The 25,056-nt window shown below is 43.1% G+C and carries 24 protein-coding genes and 1 tRNA gene; 14 read left to right on the plus strand and 11 right to left on the minus strand.

The window, feature by feature from the left end:
• The first annotated feature begins 244 nt into the window (after window positions 1–244).
• Entirely contained in the window at window positions 245–1,288 is a 1,044-nt protein-coding gene (locus AC2VE5_RS12985; protein WP_486888167.1) for a hypothetical protein, read from the plus strand.
• Here the strand turns inward: AC2VE5_RS12985 and AC2VE5_RS12990 are convergent, their stop codons facing one another.
• Window positions 1,289–1,534, minus strand: a complete 246-nt coding sequence (locus AC2VE5_RS12990; protein WP_486888168.1) for a transporter suffix domain-containing protein — start codon at window positions 1,532–1,534, stop codon at window positions 1,289–1,291.
• 3 nt (window positions 1,535–1,537) lie between these two features.
• Entirely contained in the window at window positions 1,538–2,371 is an 834-nt protein-coding gene (locus AC2VE5_RS12995; RefSeq protein WP_486888169.1) for a carbohydrate ABC transporter permease, read from the minus strand.
• Window positions 2,372–2,764: 393 nt separating this feature from the next.
• Here AC2VE5_RS12995 and AC2VE5_RS13000 point away from each other — a divergent pair, with 393 nt between their 5' ends.
• The 5 genes from AC2VE5_RS13000 (at window position 2,765) to folE (ending at window position 7,353) form a co-directional block, all read left to right on the plus strand.
• Entirely contained in the window at window positions 2,765–3,460 is a 696-nt protein-coding gene (locus AC2VE5_RS13000; protein ID WP_486888170.1) for an aldehyde oxygenase (deformylating), read from the plus strand.
• 120 nt (window positions 3,461–3,580) lie between these two features.
• Window positions 3,581–4,606 carry a long-chain acyl-[acyl-carrier-protein] reductase gene (locus tag AC2VE5_RS13005; protein WP_486888171.1) on the plus strand — a complete coding sequence of 342 codons (1,026 nt, stop codon included), beginning with the start codon at window positions 3,581–3,583 and terminating at the stop codon, window positions 4,604–4,606.
• A 48-nt stretch (window positions 4,607–4,654) separates the two neighbouring features.
• Window positions 4,655–5,635, plus strand: a complete 981-nt coding sequence (locus AC2VE5_RS13010; RefSeq protein WP_486888172.1) for an acetyl-CoA carboxylase carboxyltransferase subunit alpha — start codon at window positions 4,655–4,657, stop codon at window positions 5,633–5,635.
• 152 nt (window positions 5,636–5,787) lie between these two features.
• Window positions 5,788–6,531: an SDR family oxidoreductase gene (locus AC2VE5_RS13015; protein WP_486888174.1), complete on the plus strand. Its 744-nt coding sequence runs from the start codon at window positions 5,788–5,790 to the stop codon at window positions 6,529–6,531.
• 141 nt (window positions 6,532–6,672) lie between these two features.
• Window positions 6,673–7,353 carry a GTP cyclohydrolase I FolE gene (gene folE / locus AC2VE5_RS13020; protein WP_486888206.1) on the plus strand — a complete coding sequence of 227 codons (681 nt, stop codon included), beginning with the start codon at window positions 6,673–6,675 and terminating at the stop codon, window positions 7,351–7,353.
• A gap of 129 nt (window positions 7,354–7,482) precedes the next feature.
• On the opposite strand, the gene hemW is transcribed toward folE, so the two are convergent.
• Window positions 7,483–8,706, minus strand: a complete 1,224-nt coding sequence (gene hemW / locus AC2VE5_RS13025; protein ID WP_486888175.1) for a radical SAM family heme chaperone HemW — start codon at window positions 8,704–8,706, stop codon at window positions 7,483–7,485.
• Window positions 8,707–8,947: 241 nt separating this feature from the next.
• Between hemW and AC2VE5_RS13030 the strand changes: the two genes are divergently transcribed.
• Entirely contained in the window at window positions 8,948–10,027 is a 1,080-nt protein-coding gene (locus tag AC2VE5_RS13030; protein ID WP_486888176.1) for a PIN/TRAM domain-containing protein, read from the plus strand.
• Window positions 10,028–10,238: 211 nt separating this feature from the next.
• Here AC2VE5_RS13030 and AC2VE5_RS13035 read toward each other — a convergent pair whose 3' ends face one another.
• Entirely contained in the window at window positions 10,239–11,480 is a 1,242-nt protein-coding gene (locus tag AC2VE5_RS13035) for a vWA domain-containing protein (RefSeq protein WP_486888177.1), read from the minus strand.
• A gap of 641 nt (window positions 11,481–12,121) precedes the next feature.
• Between AC2VE5_RS13035 and AC2VE5_RS13040 the strand changes: the two genes are divergently transcribed.
• From AC2VE5_RS13040 to AC2VE5_RS13065, 6 genes are all read left to right on the plus strand, one after another.
• Window positions 12,122–15,085 (plus strand): HAD-IIIC family phosphatase, encoded by a 2,964-nt coding sequence (locus AC2VE5_RS13040; protein WP_486888178.1) that lies wholly within the window; start codon window positions 12,122–12,124, stop codon window positions 15,083–15,085.
• A gap of 108 nt (window positions 15,086–15,193) precedes the next feature.
• Window positions 15,194–15,880 (plus strand): ATP-dependent Clp protease proteolytic subunit, encoded by a 687-nt coding sequence (locus AC2VE5_RS13045; RefSeq protein WP_486888179.1) that lies wholly within the window; start codon window positions 15,194–15,196, stop codon window positions 15,878–15,880.
• Window positions 15,881–15,910: 30 nt separating this feature from the next.
• Window positions 15,911–16,504, plus strand: a complete 594-nt coding sequence (locus AC2VE5_RS13050) for an ATP-dependent Clp protease proteolytic subunit (RefSeq protein WP_486888180.1) — start codon at window positions 15,911–15,913, stop codon at window positions 16,502–16,504.
• Between the two features lie 49 nt (window positions 16,505–16,553).
• A complete protein-coding gene (locus AC2VE5_RS13055) occupies window positions 16,554–17,114 on the plus strand; it encodes a J domain-containing protein (RefSeq protein ID WP_486888181.1) in 561 nt (186 codons plus the stop codon).
• A 25-nt stretch (window positions 17,115–17,139) separates the two neighbouring features.
• Entirely contained in the window at window positions 17,140–17,397 is a 258-nt protein-coding gene (locus tag AC2VE5_RS13060) for a MoaD/ThiS family protein (protein WP_486888182.1), read from the plus strand.
• Window positions 17,398–17,478: 81 nt separating this feature from the next.
• A complete protein-coding gene (locus AC2VE5_RS13065; RefSeq protein WP_486888207.1) occupies window positions 17,479–17,946 on the plus strand; it encodes a GNAT family N-acetyltransferase in 468 nt (155 codons plus the stop codon).
• On the opposite strand, the gene AC2VE5_RS13070 is transcribed toward AC2VE5_RS13065, so the two are convergent.
• From AC2VE5_RS13070 to AC2VE5_RS13095, 6 genes are all read right to left on the minus strand, one after another.
• Window positions 17,897–18,913 carry a sensor histidine kinase gene (locus tag AC2VE5_RS13070; RefSeq protein ID WP_486888183.1) on the minus strand — a complete coding sequence of 339 codons (1,017 nt, stop codon included), beginning with the start codon at window positions 18,911–18,913 and terminating at the stop codon, window positions 17,897–17,899. The genes AC2VE5_RS13065 and AC2VE5_RS13070 overlap by 50 nt on opposite strands.
• 10 nt (window positions 18,914–18,923) lie before the next feature.
• Window positions 18,924–19,523: an L-threonylcarbamoyladenylate synthase gene (locus AC2VE5_RS13075; protein ID WP_486888184.1), complete on the minus strand. Its 600-nt coding sequence runs from the start codon at window positions 19,521–19,523 to the stop codon at window positions 18,924–18,926.
• 18 nt (window positions 19,524–19,541) lie between these two features.
• Complete coding sequence (gene prmC, locus AC2VE5_RS13080) at window positions 19,542–20,453, minus strand: peptide chain release factor N(5)-glutamine methyltransferase (RefSeq protein WP_486888185.1); 912 nt, start codon at window positions 20,451–20,453, stop codon at window positions 19,542–19,544.
• 9 nt (window positions 20,454–20,462) lie between these two features.
• Window positions 20,463–21,248 (minus strand): Tic22 family protein, encoded by a 786-nt coding sequence (locus AC2VE5_RS13085; protein WP_486888186.1) that lies wholly within the window; start codon window positions 21,246–21,248, stop codon window positions 20,463–20,465.
• A 400-nt stretch (window positions 21,249–21,648) separates the two neighbouring features.
• Window positions 21,649–21,722: transfer RNA gene (locus AC2VE5_RS13090), tRNA-Pro, on the minus strand.
• A gap of 83 nt (window positions 21,723–21,805) precedes the next feature.
• Entirely contained in the window at window positions 21,806–22,339 is a 534-nt protein-coding gene (locus tag AC2VE5_RS13095) for a GNAT family N-acetyltransferase (protein ID WP_486888187.1), read from the minus strand.
• Between the two features lie 416 nt (window positions 22,340–22,755).
• On the opposite strand from AC2VE5_RS13095, the gene AC2VE5_RS13100 reads away from it, so the two are divergent.
• Entirely contained in the window at window positions 22,756–23,706 is a 951-nt protein-coding gene (locus tag AC2VE5_RS13100) for an alpha/beta fold hydrolase (protein ID WP_486888188.1), read from the plus strand.
• On the opposite strand, the gene tsaD is transcribed toward AC2VE5_RS13100, so the two are convergent.
• A complete protein-coding gene (gene tsaD, locus AC2VE5_RS13105) occupies window positions 23,703–24,746 on the minus strand; it encodes a tRNA (adenosine(37)-N6)-threonylcarbamoyltransferase complex transferase subunit TsaD (RefSeq protein ID WP_486888189.1) in 1,044 nt (347 codons plus the stop codon). The two genes, AC2VE5_RS13100 and tsaD, sit on opposite strands and share 4 nt — an antisense overlap.
• Window positions 24,747–25,056 lie beyond the last annotated feature (310 nt).

Raw genomic sequence — 25,056 nt, forward strand, 5'->3', positions numbered from 1 at the left:
GCTTCGAGGTGTTCAATATTTGCTAAAAAAACTCTCATAATTCTCCACTGCTGCTTTGCGATCTAACAAACTACACCATAAAAGGCTTAACCCACAGAATTTTGTGCTTGGATCGCGAGCATTATAGTCAATCTCAGACCTAAGCGCAGGCAAAAATTGCTCGATTTTAGCGCAAATCTTATCTGGGATAACAAGCCGAATCGTGCAATAATAATCGGTCTGTAATAAGTGCGATTGCCTATCTATGGTTTCATCACCCCAAACCCCCACCGAACTTGCTGCGGTACTATCTGAACCAGTGGATCTATCTTTTCAATTGCCCGATCCAGAAGATGAAGAAATCCCAGAATTAGACTTTCAACAGCAAGTTGATAGCGCTTGGCAAGTATGCGATCGCTTTGATTTGCAAACGGAAATTTGGCGGGGGCGGATTTTACGCGCAGTACGCGATCGCGAAAAAAAACACGGCGATGCTCGTGGTAGTGGCTTTCTTGACTGGCTCAAAGCACGAGAAATTAGTAAAAGCCAAGCTTATGCGATCATTGCTTTAGCTAATAGTGCCGATACTTTAATGGCAGAAGGACAACTAGATCCTGCCGCAGTTAGGTGTTTTAGCAAACGTGCCTTTATGGAGACAGCAAAAGCCGATCCAGAAGTGCAGCAGTTAGTTACAGATGCTGCTAAAAATGGCGATCGCATTACGCGCCGCGAAGTGCGTCAAATTGCTGATGAATGGACGGCGATGACTTCCGATCTAGTCCCCGATAGCGTGAAAGAAAAAGTCAATGATCGCACTTTACCTAGCCGCTATTTACCACCTTTGGTAAGAGAAATTGAAAAGCTACCAGAGTCTCATCAAACAATTTTGCGGCAAGAAGTCGCCCTCAAGCCCGATATAGACACCCTCAAGCAAGTCACTTCTGAAGCTAGATACTTAGCCAAATACCTTGAAGCCGCCACCAGCGTTCAAGTATTTGATCAGGGTGCGGTGGACTTGGAAAAGGCTTTAGAAGAAGCTTTAAGACTAGGCTGTATTAACACGGCGGCGGACTTAGTTAATCAAGCATCGCAGTTAGAACAAACCATCGCCAAACTCTACACTACTTGGAAGCGCATCGGCAGCTTATCTGACAGGTTGTATGTAGATACGGGAGCAAGTACCCCCAATTTACGCAGCCTTTTAACTTGCCTTGAACAACTGACGGGGGAAGTAATGGAGATTCAATTAGGGGAAAATAGCGATCGCAATATTCGCCTGCAAATTCAAGAGACTACAACCCAATCCTAATTACTTTCTACGCCACTTTTTGAACCGTCGCCATAAAGCATTGAAGTTTAAATATTGCTTATATTTTGTAGCGGCTTCTTTGCCTACTATCAAGATGCCCAACCAAAAAACAGCTTCGGCAAGAATAGCCAAAATTGGCACTAAAGCTGCTTTTTGAGCCAAATTTAGCGCTAACGATGGAACAAATAATATCGCTACCCAAGGCACAAACGAGACAATAATTAGACCAAGGCCCAGCTTTTGCATACTTTAGTTTTTAATACCCGTTGTCGCAATCCCGCGAATAAACTGACGTTGCCCGACGAGAAATAATAAAATTACTGGTATTGTGGCGATCGCTACTGCCGCCATTAATAAGGGCCAATTATTAGTAAATTGCTCTTGAAATTCTGCTAAAGCTAGTTGTACTGTTCTTAATTCCGGCTTAGCCGTAAAAACTAAGGGCTTAAATAAATCGTTCCATTCGCCAATAAATGTAAACAAAAATAACGTCACCAAAGCCGGACGCGATAGCGGTAGCATAACTCGCCATAATATCTGCCAGCGATTAGCACCATCAATAGCTGCCGCTTCTTCCAATTCCACAGGTATAGTTTGAAAATATTGCCGCATTAAAAAAATGCCAAAACCGCTTACCGCCGTAGGCAAAATTAGCGCTCCGTAAGTATTAATCAAGTGTCCCCACTTTAAAACTAAAAATATAGGAATTACTAACAACTGAAACGGAATTACTAAAGTTGCCAGCACAACTAATAGCAAAGTTTGCCTTCCTCTAAACTTTAACCGTGCTAAAGCATAACCTGCCAAGGCGGAGGTAATTATTTGCAAGCCTGTAACCGCTAGGGCTACCAAAGTAGAATTAGCAAAAGCTAAAAGGAACTCCCCGCGTCGCCAAGCGTCTTGATAGTTAACTAAAGTCCAACCTGTTTGGGCTAATTCACCCAAAGCAAGTGGGGGCGTAAAAGATGTAAGGAAAACAACGCCTAGCGGTAATAATACAACGGACGCTCCTATTACGAGTAAAAACAAGCTCAAAGAGTCTAAAAAGCTCTCTAATTTTGTCTTTTTACTGTCATTATCCATCAATTTTTATTTAACTAAAGGTTTTTTCTGGTGTAAAGCGCGACTTCTTGCCCTAGGGCGTTAGTATTTAACTAGCTTGACAACCTTCGGCAGGAGGGTTGCTGCGAGGGTGTATGCTAGGTGTACTACAAGAGTAAGTACGAAATGTACTGCAATTGCAACATTTCAGTAAAACCTCTGGAGGGTAAGTCTGGGCCTCTTCTAAATTTATTTAGAAGAGGCATTAGCCTGTGAAACTCGAAGCCTCGTGCCTACTCTTAGTATGGGCGGGGTACTTCACCATAGTGCCTTGTTTAAGTTAAATTAACCACAGTGACTCTCACCAATAATTAAGTAAGAGTCATAGCAATAATGCTGTCCACCAATTCACGTTAAATAGGAGTGAATAGACCTATGCAGCAATTTGCTGCCAGCTCCGAACTTGATTTTCAGAGCGAAGTCTATAAGGATGCTTATAGCCGCGTCAACGCCATTGTAATTGAAGGGGAACAAGAAGCCCACGAAAATTACATTACTCTCACGCAAATGCTGCCCGAACATCAGGACGATTTAATTCGGTTGTCCAAGATGGAAAGCCGCCACAAAAAGGGCTTTGAAGCCTGCGGTCGCAACTTAAAGGTAACGCCAGATTTGCCCTTTGCCAAATCGTTTTTTGCTTCCCTGCATCAAAATTTTCAAGATGCAGCCAAAGAAGGACGAGTAGTTACCTGCTTGCTGATTCAATCATTAATTATTGAATGCTTTGCGATCGCTGCCTACAACATCTACATCCCCGTCGCTGATGATTTTGCCCGCAAAATTACTGAAGGCGTTGTCAAAGATGAATACAGCCACCTCAACTTTGGCGAAGTTTGGCTCAAAAACAACTTTGAAACGGCAAAAGCTGAACTAGAACAAGCCAACCGCCAAAATCTACCTATAGTTTGGCAAATGCTTAATCAAGTAGCTGAGGATGCCCAAGTTCTCGCTATGGAAAAAGAAGCATTAGTTGAAGACTTCATGATTCAGTACGGTGAAGCTTTAAGTAATATTGGTTTCACTACCCGCGACATCATGCGCCTGTCGGCTTACGGCTTAAGTGCGGCTTAAATAACTTGGGGGCAATAGACAATTGCCCCAAATCCCCAAAGTAACTGATTGTTATCGTTACTCTAATTTTTATCCACTTACTCCAATTTGACCGGATTTATAGGTCTAATAACGCAATTCATGTTTGGTCTAATCGGTCACCTTACCAGCTTGCAACACGCCCAATCTGTAGCCAAAGAGTTAGGCTACCCTGAATACGCCGATCAAGGGCTAGATTTTTGGTGCAGCGCCCCGCCCCAAATTGTCGATAATATTACGGTAACTAGCATCACCGGGCAAAAAATCGAAGGGCGCTATGTAGAATCTTGCTTTTTGCCGGAGATGCTGGCAAATCGTCGGATTAAAGCAGCTACGCGCAAAATTTTAAATGCTATGGCTCATGCCCAAAAGCACGGTATCGATATTACAGCCTTAGGCGGTTTTTCTTCAATTATTTTTGAAAATTTCAACTTGCAAGACAACAAGCAAGTCCGCAATATTAAGCTGGAATTTGAACGCTTTACTACCGGAAATACTCATACTGCTTATATTATCTGCCGTCAGGTAGAACAAGCTTCCAAACAGTTGGGCATTGAATTATCAAAAGCCACCGTTGCCGTCTGTGGCGCAACCGGAGATATTGGTAGCGCCGTTTGTCGCTGGTTAGAAAGCCGCACCGATGTCGCCGAATTGCTGCTAATTGCCCGAAATCAAGAACGTTTGCAAGAACTGCAAGCAGAGCTAGGACGAGGTAAAATTATGGCACTAGAGGAAGCCTTACCCCAAGCAGATATAATCGTCTGGGTTGCTAGTATGCCTAAAGGTGTCGAAATCGAGCCTACGGTTTTAAAGCAACCATGTTTGCTAATTGATGGTGGTTATCCCAAAAACTTAGCAACAAAGCTACAGCATCCCGGCGTTCATGTGTTGAATGGTGGTATTGTCGAGCATTCTTTAGATATTGACTGGCGAATTATGCACATCGTAAATATTATGGATGCGCCAGCACGTCAGTTATTTGCCTGCTTTGCCGAATCAATGCTATTGGAATTTGAAAAACTGCATACCAACTTCTCGTGGGGACGCAACCAAATTACCGTAGCAAAAATGGAGCAAATTGGCGCAGCTTCTATTAAGCACGGATTTCGACCGCTTTTAAGCTATTAGTCAAAAGACAAAATTAACCACTGGCAACCACAAACGCGATCGCTAACTATGGCAACTACTGAGCGCAAACCCCTACTGTTGGACTTTGAAAAGCCGTTAACGGATTTAGAATTGCGAATTGACCAAATCCGCGAACTAGCAACCGAAAACGGTGTTGACGTGTCCGAGGAAATTCGGCGGCTAGAAACGCGGGCAAAAGCCCTGCGTCAAGAAATTTTTAGCAGCCTTTCCCCCGCGCAAAGATTGCAACTAGCCCGTCATCCCCGCCGTCCTAGTACCTTTGATTATATTCAAGCAATTAGCGACGAGTGGCTAGAATTACATGGCGATCGCCGTGGCTTTGACGATCCAGCCCTTGTTGGCGGCGTAGGGCGGTTGGCAGGTCGCCCCGTAGTCATGTTGGGTCATCAAAAAGGACGAGATACCAAAGATAATATTGCCCGTAATTTTGGTATGGCATCCCCTGGGGGTTATCGCAAAGCCATGCGGTTGATGGATCACGCCAACCGCTTTGGGATGCCAATTATTACCTTTATTGATACTCCCGGCGCTTGGTCTGGAGTGCAGGCAGAACACCAAGGACAAGGAGAAGCGATCGCCTACAATTTGCGCGAAATGTTCCGCCTAGATGTACCAATTATTTGTACGGTAATTGGGGAAGGCGGTTCGGGGGGCGCTTTGGGTATTGGCGTGGGCGATTGCTTATTAATGTTTGAACACTCGGTCTATACCGTCGCAACTCCCGAAGCTTGCGCGGCAATTCTTTGGAAAGATGCCAGCAAAGCCCCCCAAGCGGCGGTAGCTTTGAAAATTACTTCTTGGGATTTGAAAAACTTAGGCATAATCGACAGCATTATTCCCGAACCCGTCGGCGGCGCTCATTCTGACCCTGTTACTGCCGCTACTACGCTCAAGCAAGCCTTGGTTGACAACTTAGACGAATTATCTAAGTTGCCGAGTTCCGAGCTTAAACAAATGCGATACCAAAAGTTCCGCCAACTTGGGATGTTTTCAGAATTGCACAATTAACAACAATTGCTTGTTGAATCCTCCCTAAGTGGTATAGTTAGGGAAAGTGTGTGAATTTTTATTACTTTATTAGCATTTTTAGTCAGCTAAAGGTTTTAAGTAGGGGAATTTATCTCGCCGATTGAGGTTTATGCCAAAACTAAAAATACTTGATGCAAGGAAAATACACAGGTTTCATGACTAATTTGAGTAAGCCTAAAGCCTTAATTACTGGGGCAAGTAGCGGAATTGGCAAGGCAACAGCTTTAGAATTCGCCAAAGCTGGAATAGATGTTGCTTTAGTAAGCCGCTCTGTGGACAAACTAACTGCCGTTGCCAGCGCTGCCCAAGCAACAGGAGCAAAAGCTAAAGCTTACGAGCTAGATTTGGCAGATGTAGGACAAGTGAAGGAGCAAATACAATCAATTGCTTCAGACTTTGGCGGCATTGATATTTTAGTTAACAATGCTGGCATCGGTTACATCGGCACATTGAGCGAAACACCCCTAGCAGACTGGCTAACAGTGATTAATCTAAATCTCACGAGCGTATTTCAGTGCATTGTCGGCATATTGCCAACTATGCGGAGTCGCTCCTCTGGGACGATTATCAATGTTGCTTCCATTGCTGGCAAGCAGCCCTTTCCTGGTTGGGGAGCTTATAGCGTTAGCAAAGCTGGGTTAATTGCGCTTTCTAAGACCGTAGCAGCAGAAGAACGCGATCGCGGTATCCGAGTTACGGCTATTTGCCCTGGAGCGGTGGATACGGAACTATGGGACGCGCTTGATTCGGACTTTGACCGCAAAGCAATGTTGACTCCCCAAATCGTCGCTCAATCGATACTACATACGGCATTATTGCCCAAACAAGCCGTAATCGATGAATTGACGTTGATGCCCAGCGCGGGAAGTTTATAAAATGCGATTTCGCAGGGCGAACACTTCGTGAACGCATTTCTTCTGTTCAAAAGGTTCGTATTTGCCTTAACTAAAACTTAGATAATGACAACTGGTGCTGCTAAAAGTGCGAATCGCGCTGAATCTTCTTTAATTTCTGATATGAGAAAATCTATGGACGGACAGAATTCCTTAAATCTTGGCGTTTCAACTAGACCCGATCGCAACACTCAAAACGGTAAACAACCGAATTTACAGCCGCCGTCTGAAGACCTCAACGAGCCAATGATGGAAGCGGTGCGGACGTTGCTATTAGGTGTGGGAGAAGATCCAGAGCGGGAGGGATTGTTGAAAACTCCTAAGCGTGTCGCCGAAGCTATGCGATTTTTGACTAGCGGCTACAACCAGTCTTTAGAAGACCTGGTAAACGGAGCTATTTTTGATGAAGGGCATAATGAGATGGTACTGGTTAGAGATATCAGCACTTTTAGTCTCTGCGAACATCATATGCTGCCATTTATGGGCAAAGCTCACGTTGCTTATATCCCCAATCAAAAAGTAGTAGGTTTGAGCAAGCTGGCGCGAATTGTGGAAATGTACTCTCGGCGCTTGCAAGTACAGGAAAGATTAACCCGACAAATTGCCGAAGCAGTGCAAACGATCTTAGAACCAAAGGGAGTTGCCGTTGTAATTGAAGCAAGTCATATGTGTATGGTCATGCGCGGCGTACAAAAGCCCGGTTCTTGGACAGTCACAAGTGCGATGGTTGGTGTATTTCAAGACGAGCAAAAAACCCGCGAAGAATTTTTTAACTTAATTCGCCATCAAGCAGCATTTTTCTAAAGTAAGTAGCAATATATTGGCGCTACCAAAGCTCCCATCCTCTTAATAAGGAGGAATTTTATATTTCCCCCTCTTTTTAAGGGGGGATATCCATCATGGGCTATCCATAGAAAAACTTTTATTCATCCTCTAAGTCAACTGCTCAAATAAAGCCGCCAACACGACGTTAGAAAATAAAAAGCCTTCAGGATCGGTAAGCTGGGCATATTTTGATCTTTCTTTCTCTACGAATTCTATCCAGCCTTGCTTTTGATAGGGTTGCAAGCACCGCTCAATTTTTTCTCCTGTAGCCGTACCAAATAACTGACTTAAACTCGATAAATTTACCCCTTCTTTAAGACGCAACCCCAACATGAGCGTCTCTAACAACCTATCCTCTGACGACGCTAGAGGACAATCTATGGCTCCACGAGCCGCTAAGTACCCTTGTACCCAGTTGTAGTATTCGGTAGTCGTGCGGGGTCTTGTATAACGCTGTCCTTGCACGTAGCTTGTCGCACCCATGCCAAAACCATAATAAGGGCGATTTTCCCAATAAACTCGATTGTGACGGCATTGATGACCCGTGCGCGCATAGTTAGATATTTCGTAATGTTCGTAACCTGCGGCAGTGAGAACCTGCCTGCTTTGACGGTACATTTGGGCAGTAAGTTCATCTGTTGGTAGCGGCTGAACCCCTGGTTTGTAATACCGTCCAAAGGCTGTAACTGGCTCAATAGTCAGATCGTAAATAGAAATATGGTTAGGGGCAATTTTTACCGCCGTTGTCAATGATTCTAGCCACTGAGCCAAAGTTTGGTGCGGTAAGCCGGAAATTAAATCTAAGCTAAAACTTGGTCCGCTTGCAGAGCGAATTATCTCTATAGATTGCCAAATATCTTCTACCGAGTGCGATCGCCCGCACACTTGCAATAACTCTGGCGCAAAGGCTTGAACTCCCATACTCACCCGATTTATCCCAGCATCTAGATATCCTTGTAACTGTTGTAGCTCGAAGGTTCCGGGATCTATTTCAATCGAGATTTCTGCCTGCGGCGATAGCCCAAATTGTCGTTTAAGACCTGCTAAAATCTGGGTAAGTTGATTTACTGATAGTAATGATGGCGTACCACCGCCAAAAAACACCGTCTCTAAAGGCTTCCCCACAGTTGGCGTAGCCGCAATTTCTTGACCAATTGTCTCGACATAATAAGAGATACTACGAGAATTTTCTCCATGAGCGCGATCGCCTACCACCTTCACAGGAAAATCGCAGTAAAAACATCGTCTCCTGCAAAAAGGAATATGCACGTAAGCAGAAGTTGGGATATCTACAATTGAAGGCGCAAAAACTTGCAATAAATCGCTTAACACCTTGATTTAACCAAAGGTAACTTACCTGAAAAATTAATAGTTTTGTTTTCGCTGTAATTGTTTCTCTTACACACTCAAGATTTTGTAATTTTTATTAAGAAATTCTAACGTGTGTATACGGTGGTACTAAGTTAAACTAACGCTTAAAAACAGCAAAAATACTATCATAGAACAATATCAAATTGGTTGAGTAATCCTGCGATCGGGAATTGCAACCAAATTATTCAAGTGGATAAAACCAATGCTTGATGCAATCATAATCCTTTCATTTATCATAGCAGGAGCCGGAATCGGCTTCTACAGCCTCGAGTTGCTACCTATAGCCGTCCAACAACAAGTTACAAACGAAGATGCGCTGCGTTTGATTGTTGGCGTGTTTGGCTCTGTTATTGGCGGCGCGACAGGCTTAAGTTTCCAAATTACCTATCGTCGTTTGGAAACAAAGGTTAGGGAAATGCCTGTCGATGTTCTTTTAACTCGCTCCATCGGCTTAGTAGCGGGTTTATTAGTTGCAAACTTAATGTTAGCGCCGCTATTTTTGCTCCCAATTCCCCAAGACTTTGCTTTCATTAAGCCATTAGTTGCAATCCTTGGAAGTTTCATTTCTGCATTTTCTGGCATTAGTCTAGCTGATACTCACGGACGGAGTTTTTTGCGGATTATTAACCCCAACACCGTTGAATCAATGCTAGTCGCCGAAGGGACGCTGAAGCCTTCAATTACAAAAGTTCTAGATACTAGCTGCATTATTGATGGTCGCATAGAAGCCTTGCTAGAAACAGGCTTTTTGGAGGGGCAAATTTTAGTACCTCAGTTTGTCTTACAAGAATTGCAACAACTAGCTGATGGAACAAAAGATCTAAAAAGAGTCCGAGGACGGCGCGGACTGGAGATCCTGAACAGAATTAAAGAATCTTACCCAGAACGAATTATTATTAACTCAACAGACTACGAAGACATCCCGACTGTAGATGCAAAGTTGGTAAAATTTGCTCAAGAAATCAACGGTACGCTGCTAACCAACGACTACAACTTATCTAAAGTAGCCAGCGTCCAAAAAGTTCCGGTTTTGAATGTCAACGATTTGGTGAATGCCGTTCGTCCTAGCTATCTTCCTGGAGACAATATCGACATCAAAATTCTTAAAGAAGGTAAAGAACCCAGCCAAGGCATCGGTTACTTAGAAGATGGCACAATGGTTGTGGTAGAAGAAGGCAGTCCTTTCCTTGGTGCAGAAGTCCGAGTTGTAGTCACTAGCGCCTTACAAACTTCTGCCGGGAGAATGATTTTTGCGAGAACTCAAGCTTCTGCTTTAGCTTAATATGGTGCGTCCAATTAGAGCTAAATCTTGCGATCAGTGCAGTCTAACTGTACCGATTTTGTATAGGGTGAAGGAGCGAGAAAATAGCTCATGGTTTTTTGTTTGCAACGGCTGTTTGCCTGCAATCAAGCAAGATAACCCCCATTACACCTATGGCGGTACTTGGAAGGCTCAAAAAAATTCGTAGTAGTTATTAGGCGTTTTAAAAAGATTACTGCAATACAGTTTTAGAAACAATCCGCGTTTTTTTGCGATCGCTTTCCGACAATTCTTCCCCAGCCTGCAACCGCGTAGCGCTTGTTTGCAATACAGTAGCAGCGTTATTGTCTCCCATTTGCAATGCCGTTTTTGCCGCAGTTTGCAATAATGTAGCCGCCCCAGATCTATCGCCCTGCTGCAACTTTGCTTCTGCCATTTGGGTTTGCCGATACTTTGCCAACGCTAAAATATTTGTCTGGACTTGGGGATTAATTTGCGGTTGATAATTGCTGGCAATATTGGCTTCGACCGCAATAATATCTGAAAGTAACCCCGATTTATTTTGCGCAGGATCGTCAAAGCGTATTTGCAGTTGAGCGATTTCTTGCTTTCCTGGAGGTAGCTTACCAATATACATATTTGCCAATACTACGCGGCTGACATCTTTTGACAAGTCTCCTAGCCTGACCGCCAATCTGCCATCTGCTTCTCCATTAATAGCCAATTCCACCGTGTCGGGAGCAACTTGGGCGATGGGTTTTAGTTCAGCTAGGCGGACATTCGCGCCGAGAGAAAATAATAAATAAGCATTGGTTAAACCAATAGATTGAATGCTACTAAACAATTGACCAAACTCATCTTCTACCCGGTTTGCTTCTTGAATATAAGACAGTTTACCTCCGGCTACATCAGCAATTTTTTCTAAAATATCTTGGTTCCAATGGTCGCCAAAACCTAAAGTGTTTAAAGTTAAATTGTAGTCGGCGGCTAGTTGGGCAAAATTGAGACAACGCCTGTCGTCTCCATGTTCGTTTTCGCCATCAGTTAGCAAAAATGCTTGGGAAATTGCTTCTTTTTTCCCTTTTCCTAATTCCTCAATGCCCAACTTCATTCCTTCATCAATTGCCGTACCACCATCTGCTTTGAGTTTATTAATCTGTGCCTTAATTGCTTCTGGATCGTCAACTACTTGATTAGGTACTAATACTTTGGCGCGATGATCGAATACTACTATCGACAAGCGATCTCCATAAGTCAATCTATCTACTAAACGATTTGCAGCTTGCTTAACCGTTTCTATTGGTCGCCCCTTCATAGAACCGCTATGGTCGAGAATTAGGCACAAATTTAGCGGCACAGTGCGATTAATACTAGGAGAAACAGCGTTAATTGAAATTGCTAACTGACGCTGACTACTTTGTTGACTTGCATCTAAATTGGCATCATTTAAAGCTGGCTGTAACAAAACCTTCATGACTAATCCCTAAATATAACTATTTAACGATACAAAAAATTATCAATGTAATATTTTTTTCAGTCAACATAATACTAAAGCATGGGTTGCTGTGTGTTTTGCAGCTACTCATATACTATTTTTTCGTCAATATCCAAACTTTTTGATATCTTTAATCAATCTAATTCAATTCTTCATCAAATAACAGCAAATCTAGCTCTGCCATCGGGATATGTATTCTCGATACTAATACTTTAGAGGAAGTTTTGGGGTTTCAAAGCGCAATTTTAGCCAGTCCTACAACAATATTTGCAAGCGCCAACTCTTAAATTGGTGCCAAATAAATATATTGTCGGTTATTGTATATATGTATACCTAAGACTGATTTTTGTCTTGTGAATTTTGCTCAATCTGGACATATATCTCCATAAAAAACCTAATAAATGTGTTTGTAAGTCCAAATTAATTGTAGAACATGAAAAATCTAATTTGTGATGTACCAAGTAAAGAATAAAAACAAACGTCATCATACTAAAGACAGATAAAACGATAATTGAGGTTATTAAAAAAACTAAATTAGAATGATATTCTAGAGATAGAAAAATAATTAGTTACGCATTTTATTGTTTTTATTGCACTTTGAAAGGCAGGCTAAACTTACAATGGATCAAAAGTTCGAGCGATCTTCGAGCGCAGAATTAGCAAATAACTTGCCAGAAATAAAAATAAATCAACCTCAAGAAACAATTGCTATTACTGCTACATTTACGGCGGAACCACTAGCAGAATCGCTCTTTTTTTGGTTGAAAGAACTAGAAATTGCTGGAAATATAGAGTTTGCCCCATATAATCAAATATTTCAGCAGTTACTTACGCCTAATAGCTTAGTTAACAGCAACAAACAAGGCATTAATATAGTCTTAGTTAGGTTAGAAGACTGGCAAAAAGATCGCACTTTAGAATTATCTGTAGGCGATCGCCACAAAATTGAACAAACTGCCCAAGAATTTGTCCAAGCGATTAAAGCCGCAACAAAAATCGCCAAAACTCCTTACATTCTTTGTCTGTGTCCAAATTCACCCCAAGAAATCACCAAGGGCTTTTTTCAACAGATAGAGGCAATGATTCTATCTCAACTAGCAGGAGCGAGCGGGCTTTATGTCATTTCCAGTGAAGAATTAAAAACAACTTATCCCGTAGAAACATACTACGACGAGCAAAGCGACAAGTTAGGACATATTCCTTTCACGCCATTATTTTATGCGGGTCTTGGTACGGCAATTGCCCGCAAAATATACGCAATTCACAGCCCACCCCCCAAAGTAATTGTCTTAGACTGCGACCATACGCTATGGAAAGGCGTTTGCGGCGAAGATGGAGTAATGGGCATTGAACTTGACCCACCGCGACAAGTGCTGCAAGAATTGATGCTGGCTCAATACAATAGCGGAATGCTGATTTGTCTTTGCAGCAAAAACAATGAAGAAGATGTCGTAGAAGTATTTGAGCGCCGCCAAGATATGCCCTTGAAGCGGGAACACATTATTTCTTGGCGCGTAAATTGGGAGGCTAAGTCAAAAAACCTTAAGTCTCTTGCCAGCGAACTGAATCTAGGGTTAGATAGCTTTATTTTCATCGATGACAATCCCGTAGAATGCGCCGAAGTACAAGCAAATTGCCCAGAGGTACTAACGCTACTATTGCCGACAATAGTTGCAGAAATACCGCGCTTTTTGCAACATATTTGGGCTTTCGACCGCTTGAAAGTAACTACAGAAGACAAAAAAAGAACATCTCTGTACAAAGAAAATATCCAACGCGATCGCTTGCTCAAAGAATCACCTACCCTAGAAAACTTTTTAGAAGGGCTAGGACTGCAAATAAAAATTTCTCCACCATCGCCTCAGCAACTAGAAAGAGTAGCTCAACTCACCCAGCGTACCAACCAATTCAATCTCACTACTATCCGCCGCACGGAGCAAGAAATAAATCAGCTATGTCAAGGCAATTATGAATGTTTGGTAGTAGAAGTAAGCGATCGCTTTGGCGACTATGGATTAGTAGGAGTCTTGCTATTCACACTTGATGGAGACAGCCTAATTAACGATACATTTTTACTTAGCTGTCGCGTTTTAGGCAGGGGAGTAGAGTACAAAATGCTTGCCCATTTGGGCGAAATTGCCAGCAATAGAGGCATGGCACAAGTAAAATTAGCTTATGTACCTAGCGAAAAAAATCAACCTGCATTAAATTTTCTAAACGCCGTCGGGAGTGAGTTTAGGCAACAAACCGCTACAGGTATTAGCTGGGAGTTTCCTGTAGAATACGCTCGCTCGTTGGTTTACAACCCCCAAGCTAATAACGCCACCGAAACCCAGAGCGTTGCCACACCAATCCAAGCAACCAAAAAAATTGCACCAATTCTCTCAGTCCAAGAAAAGTTGACTCGCCTAAACCGAATTGCCACAGAATTTTATAGCGCCAGCCAAGTATTTGAGCAAATTCAATTACAAAAACGCCAGCGTCCAGAATTGCAACAGTCCTATACTGCACCCCGAAACGAAATTGAGCAGCAACTAGCCCAAATTTGGAACTCTGTATTACGAGTTGACAATATTGGCATCTACGACAATTTCTTCGATCTGGGCGGAAATTCAGTTGTGGCAGTCCAGTTATTCATCCAAATAGAAAATATTTTTGGTAAAAAATTACCGCTACCTACCCTCTTACAAGCCGGAACTATTGAGCAACTAGCCCTCGTTATTCAACGTGACTCTTCAGACACCTGGTCGTCATTAATCAAAATTGCGGCGGGTAATCCAGCGCAAAAACCCCCACTATTTTGCATCCATGCGATCGGCGGGGGAGCTTTGTATTACAGAGATTTAGTTGAATATCTAGATCTCCAGCAACCAGTTTACGGACTGGAGGCTAGAGGTTTGGATGGGCAAGAAACTCCTTCTACCTCTATTGAAGACATGGCAGCTTATTATATTCAACAGATATTTACTATTCAGCCACCATCGTCAACTCCTTACTTTTTGGCAGGTTCGTCTATGGGGGGCTTAATAGCTTTTGAAATAGCTCACCAACTACAAAATAGGGGGCAAAAAATTGGATTAGTAGCATTGTTTGATACGATTAGCCCAACTTATCGGCAGTTTTCATTGCGCAATCAAGTCGTCAATCACTTAAAACAAGGGTACAAATTCACCCTAGCAAGAATACAAGACAGAATAAACCAATTCAAATCTAAGCTCGAACAGCAAGTACGCAAAGCTGCGGGTAAAAACCAGACAAAATTCCCCGAAGGGACTCGCAACTTCCGCTTAGAAGTTGAACAATCCAACAAACGAGCTTTAAAAACCTACTCTCCTCAAGCTTACCCATTGCAGGTAACCTTGTTTCGAGCTATCAACCAGCCCCTAGGGGCAAGCTGGTATTTTGATACTCAACTAGGTTGGGGAAAGCTAGCTACTTTAGGCGTGAAAACGTACAACATTCCTGGCAACCATTTAACGTTAGTAGAAAAACCACAGGTAGAAATGCTGGCAGCAAACTTTAAAATTTGTTTAAAAGCAGCCCAGGAAAATTCCCCAAGCGATCGCCAACAAGTCTATTGCTAAATAAAAAATTGCGTTCTACTACTTTAGCTAGAAATCCGTACCTCTACTCGCCCTAGCCTCGCGCTAGGATGTATTACATATAAAAGTATTATTCAGGCATTAGTTGCTATGACACAAGTAAAGGCTGTCCAAGCCCCTTATTCCGGCGATTCTTCCTACCGAACACCGCCACCGGATTTACCCTCGTTACTTTTAAAAGAACGCATTGTTTACCTGGGACTACCTTTAGTTACACCAGATGAATATAAACAGCAACTTGGGGTAGATGTAACAGAGCTAATTATCGCTCAACTACTTTACTTGCAATACGACGACCCAGAAAAACCTATTTATATTTACATCAACTCTACAGGTACTTCTTGGTATGGAGGCGATGCGATCGGAGCGGAAACTGAGGCTTTTGCAATTTGCGACACGCTTAACTACATCAAGCCCCCAGTCCATACTATTTGTATAGGGCAAGCAATGGGAACGGCAGCAATGATTCTTTCTGCCGGAACCAAAGGCTTTAGAGCAAGTTTGCCCAACGCTACCATCGTACTGCACCAAGCTCGCCGTCGCGCCCCTTACAGTCAAGCTACAGATATCCAAATCCACGCTAAAGAAGTTTTTGTTAACAAAGAGATTATTTTAGATATTCTCGCTGCTAATACAAGTCAAGACAAAACAAAAATTGCCAAAGATATGGATCGGATGTACTACATGACTCCCCCACAAGCCAAAGAATACGGCTTGATTGACAAAGTTTTGGAAAGTGCTAAAGACCTTCCTCAACCTCTGGCTGTTGCTCGCTAACTATCCTCATAACCCCCTGGAGAATTTATTATGCCTATTGGAATTCCTAGAGTCCCCCATCGATTTCCAGGTGAGCCTTACACTCAATGGATTAATATCTACGAACGCCTTTCCTTAGAACGAATCATCTTTTTAAGTGGAGAAGTTACGGATGGAATGGCAAATTCCATCATTGCTAGACTGCTTTATCTAGATTCAGAAGACCAAAGCAAAGATATTTTTATCTACATCAACTCTCCTGGGGGTTCGGTGACTGCTGGGCTGGCAATTTATGACACCATGCAGCACATTAAATCAAATATAGTCACGATTTGCGTGGGCATGGCAGCTTCAATGGGTTCGTTTCTCCTAGCGGCGGGTAGCAAAGGCAAGCGTTTGGCGTTGCCTCATGCTCGAATTATGATTCACCAACCCGCCGGGGGCGCTCAAGGTCAAGCTACAGATATCGAGATTGAAGCGCGCGAAATTCTCCGATTGCGCCATCAACTCAATCAAATGCTGGCAGACCGAACAGATCAGCCTTTAGCAAAAATTGAGAAAGATACAGACCGAGACTACTTTATGTCGGCGGCGGAAGCCAAAGAATACGGTTTGATTGACCGAGTAATTGAAGAACGCTCGTAATTTTATTAGCCTTTAGAGTTAAATCTAAAGGCTAATTGATATTTAACTTATGGATATTGCCGCTTGTTACCGCTTGTTAGAATTGCCCTTGGGAGCGACGGTGTTAGAAATTAAAGCGTCTTACCGACGACTAGCACGGCAATACCATCCTGATATTAATCGGTGCGATCACTCAAACAATGAAAAATTTATTGCTCTAACGGCAGCTTATCAAGCCCTAATGGAGTCAGTACAGCAATCGCCACCGATAGAAGTTGCCCCAGTAACACCAAAAATCAAAGTAACGCGCCCCACATCGCCACCATTATCTGCCACCGACCAAAAGTTAAAAAACGAATATCATCAGCAATTGCAGCAGTTGTGGAAGTACCAAAAGTTTCCTAAAGCGATCGCTCTAGCTGAAGCTTTAGGGCAGCGTTTGCCCCACGACAAGGATGTCAAGTCTTGGCAAGCAATTTCCTATCAGCGTTGGGGAAGTTACTTAATTAGCCAAAAACAGGCAGATAAAGCCAGAATTTTTCTCAAAAAAGCCTTAAAAACTGACCCCCACAATCGTCAGTTGTGGTCAGAAGTAGAGCAAGAATTTCGGCGGCTGGAAAAGATCTGGTAATGTGCCACTTATTTAATACTTGTCTATGTCCCCTGCAATTACTATTACCGTCAAGCTATTTGCCGCCTATCAAGAAGCTTATCAGCAATCAGAATTAGTCCTAAAATTTCCTCCCCAAACTCCAGCCTTCGCAGTTTTAGATTGTCTGATTGCTCAGCATCCCGAACTAAAAAAATGGCAAGAAATCACCCGTTTTGGAGTTAATTTACAATTTGTTTCTCCCGATACTCTTTTAGTTGATGGGGATGAAGTAGTATTAATTCCACCAGTTAGTGGCGGTTAAGCGCGTAAACTTTGACCGAGCGCCACTATTGAAGAAATGTAAAGTAAAAGTTAAAATAAGTTTTTGTCTACACAAAAAACTATGGATTGCAGCCATATTCAATTTTGCGATCGCCAATCTGTTGTCGATCTTACCCAATTGCAAGCACTATTTAAATTAGGAGCATTTTGGGCAGCAGAGCGTAAAATCGAAGACCTGAGTATTGCGATTGAAAATAGCGAACCAGTAATTAGCGTTTGGGACAATCGCAAGCTCATCGGCTTTGCCCGTGCTACTTCCGACGGTATCTACCGCGCCACAATCTGGGATGTAGTGGTTCATCCAGAATATCGAGGGGCAGGATTGGGAAGAAAATTAGTAGAAACAGTCCTAAGTCACCCGCGAATGAACCGAGTAGAGCGGGTTTACCTAACTACCACTCATCAACAAAGCTTTTATGAAAGAATCGGCTTTGAAGCTAATTCTAGCACCACAATGGTACTGTACAATCGACCAATAGCTAATATCCCGGCTCCAGAAGTGCAGTATCAGGAATTGATTGGGGGATAGAAATTTGCATCCGCGTCATCGGTGCTTGTTCGCTATTTGTAGGCGCAGGCAATATTTCTAATCTTCCTTGCATAACTTCTAACAAAGTTTGATTTAGCAATAATACAAGGCCCGGTGGAGCGTTAGTTGGCGCGTCGTATTCTGGTGTACTTTTTTGACAGCTAATATCATCACAAATTGACTCCAACCGGAGGTGATCGCCTTGCAGCAAATCTATCGGATCGTTCCAGGTACTAGCAGCTAGAGGCACATCTAGACAAATACAAACAAAGTTACTTTCCGGCACTAGCACAATCGACAGATAAAAAGTTTCACCATCCTCTACATAGAACATGGTGGCATCAATGAGATTGAGGATAATTTGTCTCAACCACCGAGGATCGGCTAAAACATAAATTTCTGGAGGCGGTGGAGTTAGTTGGAGTTGGTGACGGCGATTTGCCACGACCATCCGCGTAATATTACAAACTTCCTCTAAAACAAAGCTTAATTGCAGAGGTTGGATTTCTAATTTATTAGTGCCATGCTCGACTCTAGCAACATTCAGAATTTCATCCATTAATTTGACTAGCTGCAACGCCGCTTCATGAGCTTGAGCCACAAACTTTCGTTCTTCGGCCGAGTCGTCGCACAAGTCAGACAAAATCAACTGATGCAAACCAATAATATTACTTAAAGGCGATCGCAATTCGTGGGAAGTCCGCGCCAAAAAACCCCCTTTAAACTGGCTCATTTGTTGTGCCATTAGGTAAGCAAGTCGGGTTTGCTGTAGCACTCCATCCGAATTATTTTGCCTGCTAGGTGTGGCTAATTGTGGCTGCGATGGCGTAGCTGAGGCATCTTTCGGGGAGAATCCTTCTTCCCGAAAATGCCGTTCTGTGTTAGACAACTTTGGCGGCAATAACCACCGACTTCCTACCCCAACACCCAACCCGGTTGCTAAATATATCCAGTTAGCCAAATCCATAATTAATTCTTCAAATATATCGAGCCTCTAACTTAACCGCTCCCAAGCGCAAAATCTGCCAATTGTTACCAATCCACTTAATAACCGTAGAAGGTACGGCACTAGCTGAATGTTCGGCAGCTAAAGTAGGCAATAAAGTCAGAACTTCCGGAAACTCTGCTTCAATTTCTGGCATAGTTTGGAGTGGTGGTTTACCTGACTTATTCGCGCTAGTAGTTGCCAGAGCGCCAGTACGAGCCAAAATAGCTTGAGAAACCTCATGGTTTGGCACTCGCAAGCCTACAGTACCAGGACTTGTGAGGTTAATCTCTTTGGGTACGCGATCATTTTTTGCAGGTAGCACCATAGTTATAGCGCCGGGCCAATAAGTTGCCGCCATTTGTTGCCAGATTAATAATTCTTCTGTACTGCCAGCTACAAAAGACCATAGATCGGTAGCATCCGCAGCCATCAAAATCAGTGGTTTATCTTGGCTGCGCTGCTTTGCTGCATAAATTAACGGAGCTTTTTGCGGCAAAGTTGCTAAAGCTGGAACCGTATCAGTAGGAAAACTAATTAATTTACCAGCAAGAACTGCTTCTACCAAGTCTTGCAGCGTTCCTTGCGTCATTGTTGGTTTAACTAAAGATTAATTATTTTTTAGCTGTGCTACCGCAAAACGTTCGATACCAGCTAAATCGGTATGAATTTGAATATTAGTATAACAATTGCGATCGCGCAGCAACGCCGCCACAGTTTCCGCTTGTCCTGCCATCATTTCTACTAACCAAACGCCCCCAGGTTGTAAATAATCGGGGGCAGTTTGAATTAAATAGCGCAAACAATCTAATCCATCTTCACCGCCATCAAGAGCCATCCAAGGCTCGTGCTGGGCTACTTCTGGTTGTAACTGCGGGACTAAGGCACGGGGAATATACGGAGGATTTGACACCATACCGCTCAATTTGCCTTGAAAACGCGCTAGTGGCTCCCACCAAGACCCTTGATAAAACTCAATGCGATCGCCAAAACCTGAGCTTTGAGCATTAGCAATGGCGATCTTTAGAGCTTGGCTACTGCAATCGACAGCATGGATTTTTGCTTGCGGAAATACCTCCGCCAGCCCCAAACTAATTGCTCCACTCCCCGTCCCTAAGTCTGCCCACAGTCCTTGTTCAACTAACACTGGGCTATTTCTCGCCGCCATTACCGCAAGATCGATTAAGGACTCTGTTTCTGGGCGGGGAATCAGCACTGCTGGAGAAACCGCTAATTTAAAGTTTCTCCAAGTTACAACTCCAGCAATGTACTGAATTGGGAAGCAGTCGTCTAAACGCCTTTGCCACAGTTGGTCTAAGTCTTCGAGCTTTAGCTGTAGTTGAATTTGGGGCAAATCTCGAAAAGACTCTAAGCGTAAAGTTAATCGTTCCAGCCCAGCTACTTCTTGCAAAAGCCAATCTAGTTCGCTTGGCGAAACTTTGGCTGCAATTGCAGCTTTTTGGGCTGCTTTGCGCCACTGCCAAAGTTCTTCACCCGAAATCGATTGCAGCTTTCGATTCATCAATGCCGCTTATTTTTTCCGTTGCTGCGCTGGACGAGGTGCTTGTCCCGCCGCCGGTTGGAGACTGCGGACAAATTCGATTGATTCTTTTGGGGGAACCAACATAATTTGGTCTAGCTGGTTATCGTTGCGACTTTGCATAGTTTCAATTACGCCTTCTAAGTTCACCACCTGAATCTCAACGGTAGAGGCTAATTTTGGCTGTTGTTTTTTGAAACGCTCCAACATAGTTTGCAATTCTTCTTTGTTGAAAAAGAAAGGAATTACTTGTTTATCTGCTTGTTTGACTGTTAAGTAGCCTTTTTCTTTCCCAGCTTTAGCTACAAATAGCGGCGTTCCCTGAAATTTTTTCTCGTCTTGACCTGCTTGCTTTAATAACGCCATAGCTGCGTCTACCTGTTGCTTGGCTGGTACGTAGGCAAAATCTAAGGAATTTGGTTTGTTGCCACTAGCTTGGTCTAGCTTGTATACCTCTCCCAAAGATACAGGCACTACTCGGACGCTTTTAGCTAGTTCGGGGTTTTTTGTTTTGAGTTCATTTACAAAGGCTTCAGCATCCTTTTGATTGATAAATACACCCGCAACTCCTCCTTGCTTTTTGTTGTCGTTATTAGAAGCTACAAGGGGCGCTCCTTTGGCATCAGTAATCGTAAATACAGGTACGGAGCCAAGCTTTTGAACGATTTGATTTTGAGGTAAAGCGATCGCGCTGAGGGTGCCAATAATTGCCGAGCCAACAATGGCGCTACTAACTATTCCTAACTTTGCGCCTAAGCTACTAAACATTGATTTCATGAATACTCCTGGCTGATAGCCAATTTATGTTGAGTCAAACGGTTATATCTTACTGACTATTGGTTCGATAGGATGAGGAGGAACAATTCATGTGAGTTATTTTATCGTTCATTCTTCTTTTTGCCAGATCAATTAATTTTACTTATCTTAATATCTCTTGGGCTGCTACAATTTTTGACATTAATTTCATTACAAACAAGGTTTTTCTCAGTAAAATTTTTAATTACTCACACTGCGAACTTATTTTTTCTTGACTCTATGCTAGTAAAAATCGTTCCTATTTATCTGTGTTTTCATTAAACCATCAAGTTCCAGCAATTGTTTGTCACCAATCAATAAAATTGCAGCTATTGTCGCGTTTTAATCGACGCAAAATAAGCTAATTATTTATTATTTTTAATCGGGATGACAGGATTTGAACCTGCGACATCCTGCTCCCAAAGCAGGCGCGCTACCAAGCTGCGCTACATCCCGGATCGAAGTCAATCTCGTATATCAACTTAACACGAGAAGTACAAATATAACAAATTTGCATTTTTTATTATACAGAAATTAGTTTAACTAGGATACCAAAACATCCCTTTAATCCCTTCTGGGTCGGCAGTAAAGCCTAAACCGCGATAAAAATCGACAACTTGAGGATCGGCAAATAAAGTTACGTTGCTAATATCTTCGCTCCTAAGTTTTTTGATCATATATTTCATCATGGCTTTGCCCAAACCCTTACCCTGAAAATCTGGATGAACGACTACATCCCAAATAGTGGCATTAAAGGCATGGTCGGAAGTAGCACGAGCAAAGCCGATGAGGCGTTTTCCCGTGCCGCGCACTTCCCACATGGAGGCAACAAGGAAACTAAACTCAATAGCTTTTTTAACCTTCCGCAAAGGACGACGCGACCAACCAACCGCATCGCAAAGTTCTTCTAATTCGTATAGATCGATATTGCGATCGCTACTAAATACAATTGTGCGATCGCCATTAGGAGAAAAACCACTTATCGCTTCAAGAGCCGTGTAATCCTCACCCGACGTTATCTTGGTTTCAGTGGTAGTTTCAGCACCGTTAAACCAGCTTTTCCAAAAACCCATGCCAACGTGGTTCGATTAGTAAAAATTATCTAACTGTCTCAGCTAGTAAAGGCAAAGCTGAGCGCAAAAAGCAGAGCCTTGTCTTTGGTGTAAAAGCACATAAGTAGAAAAATAAAATCTTTCCGCTCTAAGAAACACTAATAGACTCTTACAAGCAAATATGCTTTTACCTAGCCATTTTCAACTCTAACACTTTGTTTACAATTCGATAGGACATGGGGATCGATTTCTTGCATTTAAAAAACTAAACCTCCGTCACTCAAAAACTTAATGTTTTGAGTAGATAGTCTTCCAGCAACCCTAAAACTGCGAAAATATTGCCGCTCTTGCAAGCCTGCTTGAAGCACAGACAGAAATATCAGTTCCTTTTGCATCCTAGTTTCAACACGGAGGGGTGTTAAGGATAGGATATTATCATGGCAACTATTGAAATTTTGGGAACTGAACATAGCTACGAACTGACGGGCTTTGCGTCAAGTTCTCCGACGTTAGTTTTTATTCACGGTTGGCTATTAAGCCGTGGATACTGGCAGCCTTTAATTGAGCGTCTCGCCCCAGACTACCAGTGCTTAGCCTACGATCTGCGTGGATTTGGTCAATCTTTAAAACTAGCACCAGAAACTAAGTTACCTAATAATTTGCCCAACGCCCTAGACTACCAGCTAGCTGCTGTAAATGCGACGGCTGAAAATCTTGCCTCAGCCCCAACTAACCCGCACAATTGTCCTAACTCCTACACGGCAGCAGCCTACGCGAAGGATTTATTAACTTTGCTAGCAAGACTAAATATTCGCAATGCCTGGTTAATTGGTCACTCTCTAGGGGCGACCGTAGCCCTTTGGGCAGCCGAACAAAGCCGCGCTCAAATTAAAGGCGCAATCTGTATCAATGCTGGTGGGGGAATTTATCTAAAAGAAGCCTTTGAGCAGTTTCGTGCTACTGGTCAGCAGCTAGTAAAAATCCGTCCGCGTTGGCTTTGCTCTTTGCCATTAATCGATTTAATATTTACCCGCGCCAATGTAGTCAATCCTATTGCTCGTCAGTGGGGTCGCCAAAGAGTAATTGATTTTGTGATGGCTGATCCCGAAGCTGCTTTAGGAACGCTGCTAGACTCCACAACCGAGGAAGAAGTCAACCGATTGCCCCCCTTAGTTTCTCAGTTGTCCCAGCCCGTTTATTTCTTCGCAGGACAGCAAGATCGGATTATGGAACCAAAATATGTCCGGCATCTAGCAAGTTTTCACCCGTTGTTTCAAACCTGCCAAGGCAATGTATTAGAAATTCCCAACTGCGGACACTTAGCAATGCTAGAACAAACAGATACCGTTGCTAGAGAAATTCGTGCTATCTTAGCTCGGCATAGTTAATGCTGATACAGTTGCATAACTTCTGTTAGTGGCAAACGCGATCGCACTCCCAAGGTCAGTAATGACGTATGTCCGCGATTAAAGTGTGCCGCCGCCGCACAGCCAATCATTGCCGCATTATCGGTACAAAACTTCATTGGTGGAAATAATACGCGCAAGTTACGCTCCGTGGCGGCTGCCAATAAATGTTGCCTCAACCCGCTATTGGCAGCAACTCCACCACCTACGGCAATGGTATCTAAACCAAAGTCCATCGCACAAGCAACGGCTCTTTTTGTCAGACTCCGCGCTACAGTTTCTTGAAAACTAGCTGCTATATCCTCTACTGGCAAAACTACGGCTGTTTGTTTTAGCTGTTGTACAAGGCGCAATACTGCCGTTTTTAAGCCGCTAAAGCTGGAATCGTAAGGATGATACCCGCCATTTGGCAAAGAAATTTTGCCTTCAGGAAGTGCAAAAGCTTGGGGATTGCCAATTTGGGCTAACTTATCGATAGCTGGACCTCCCGGATATCCCAGATCCAATAATCGCGCTACTTTGTCAAAAGCTTCTCCCGCCGCATCATCGCGGGTTTGCCCCAAGGTTTCGTATACGCCGCAGTCTTTGACATAAATCAAGCTGGTGTGACCGCCAGAAACTAACAAACTTAAAAAAGGCGGCTCTAAACTTGGTTCGCTCAAACAGTTGGCGTAAATATGCCCTTCTAAGTGATGCACTCCTAAAAATGGCAACTGATGCACAATTGCTAAGGTTTTAGCGGCAGCTATGCCCACCATGAGCGCCCCTACAAGTCCAGGCGCGCAAGTTACTGCCACTGCATCAATTTTTGCGATCGGGATTTGTGCCTGTCCTAGGGCAGAGGCGATCGCGCTATTAATTATTTCTAAGTGCTGCCGCGAGGCTACTTCTGGCACTACCCCGCCATACAGTTTGTGGATGGGAATTTGAGACGTAACGATACTACTGCAAACTGTCCGATTATTTACGACCGCGACGGCAGTTTCATCGCAGCTAGTTTCTATTGCTAAGATAGTTGCCATTTTTGGGTAGAGAGGGGATTAATTTACTGTTTTTCTGGCTGCTGCCTGCTTTTATCAATATATTGTTTGAGAAACTTAAACTTTTATTTACTTAAATCATTCTCGAACCGCCCGCAAGAGTATGATATCTTCCAAGTTCTATTGCAAGTTTGAATAGTGTAGCTTTGCTCTGCGTCAAACTTGCACCTCAAAAACTTGTACAAGCCGCTTCTGTTTGGGAAAATCTACGGTAAAAATATTGTTTACCGCAAATTTTCCGCTCTCTTAGAAAACTCTATGGCGGGAAACCCTGCCCACAGATTTTCCGCTC

The sequence above is a fragment of the Aliterella sp. E5.1 genome (assembly GCF_057473825.1).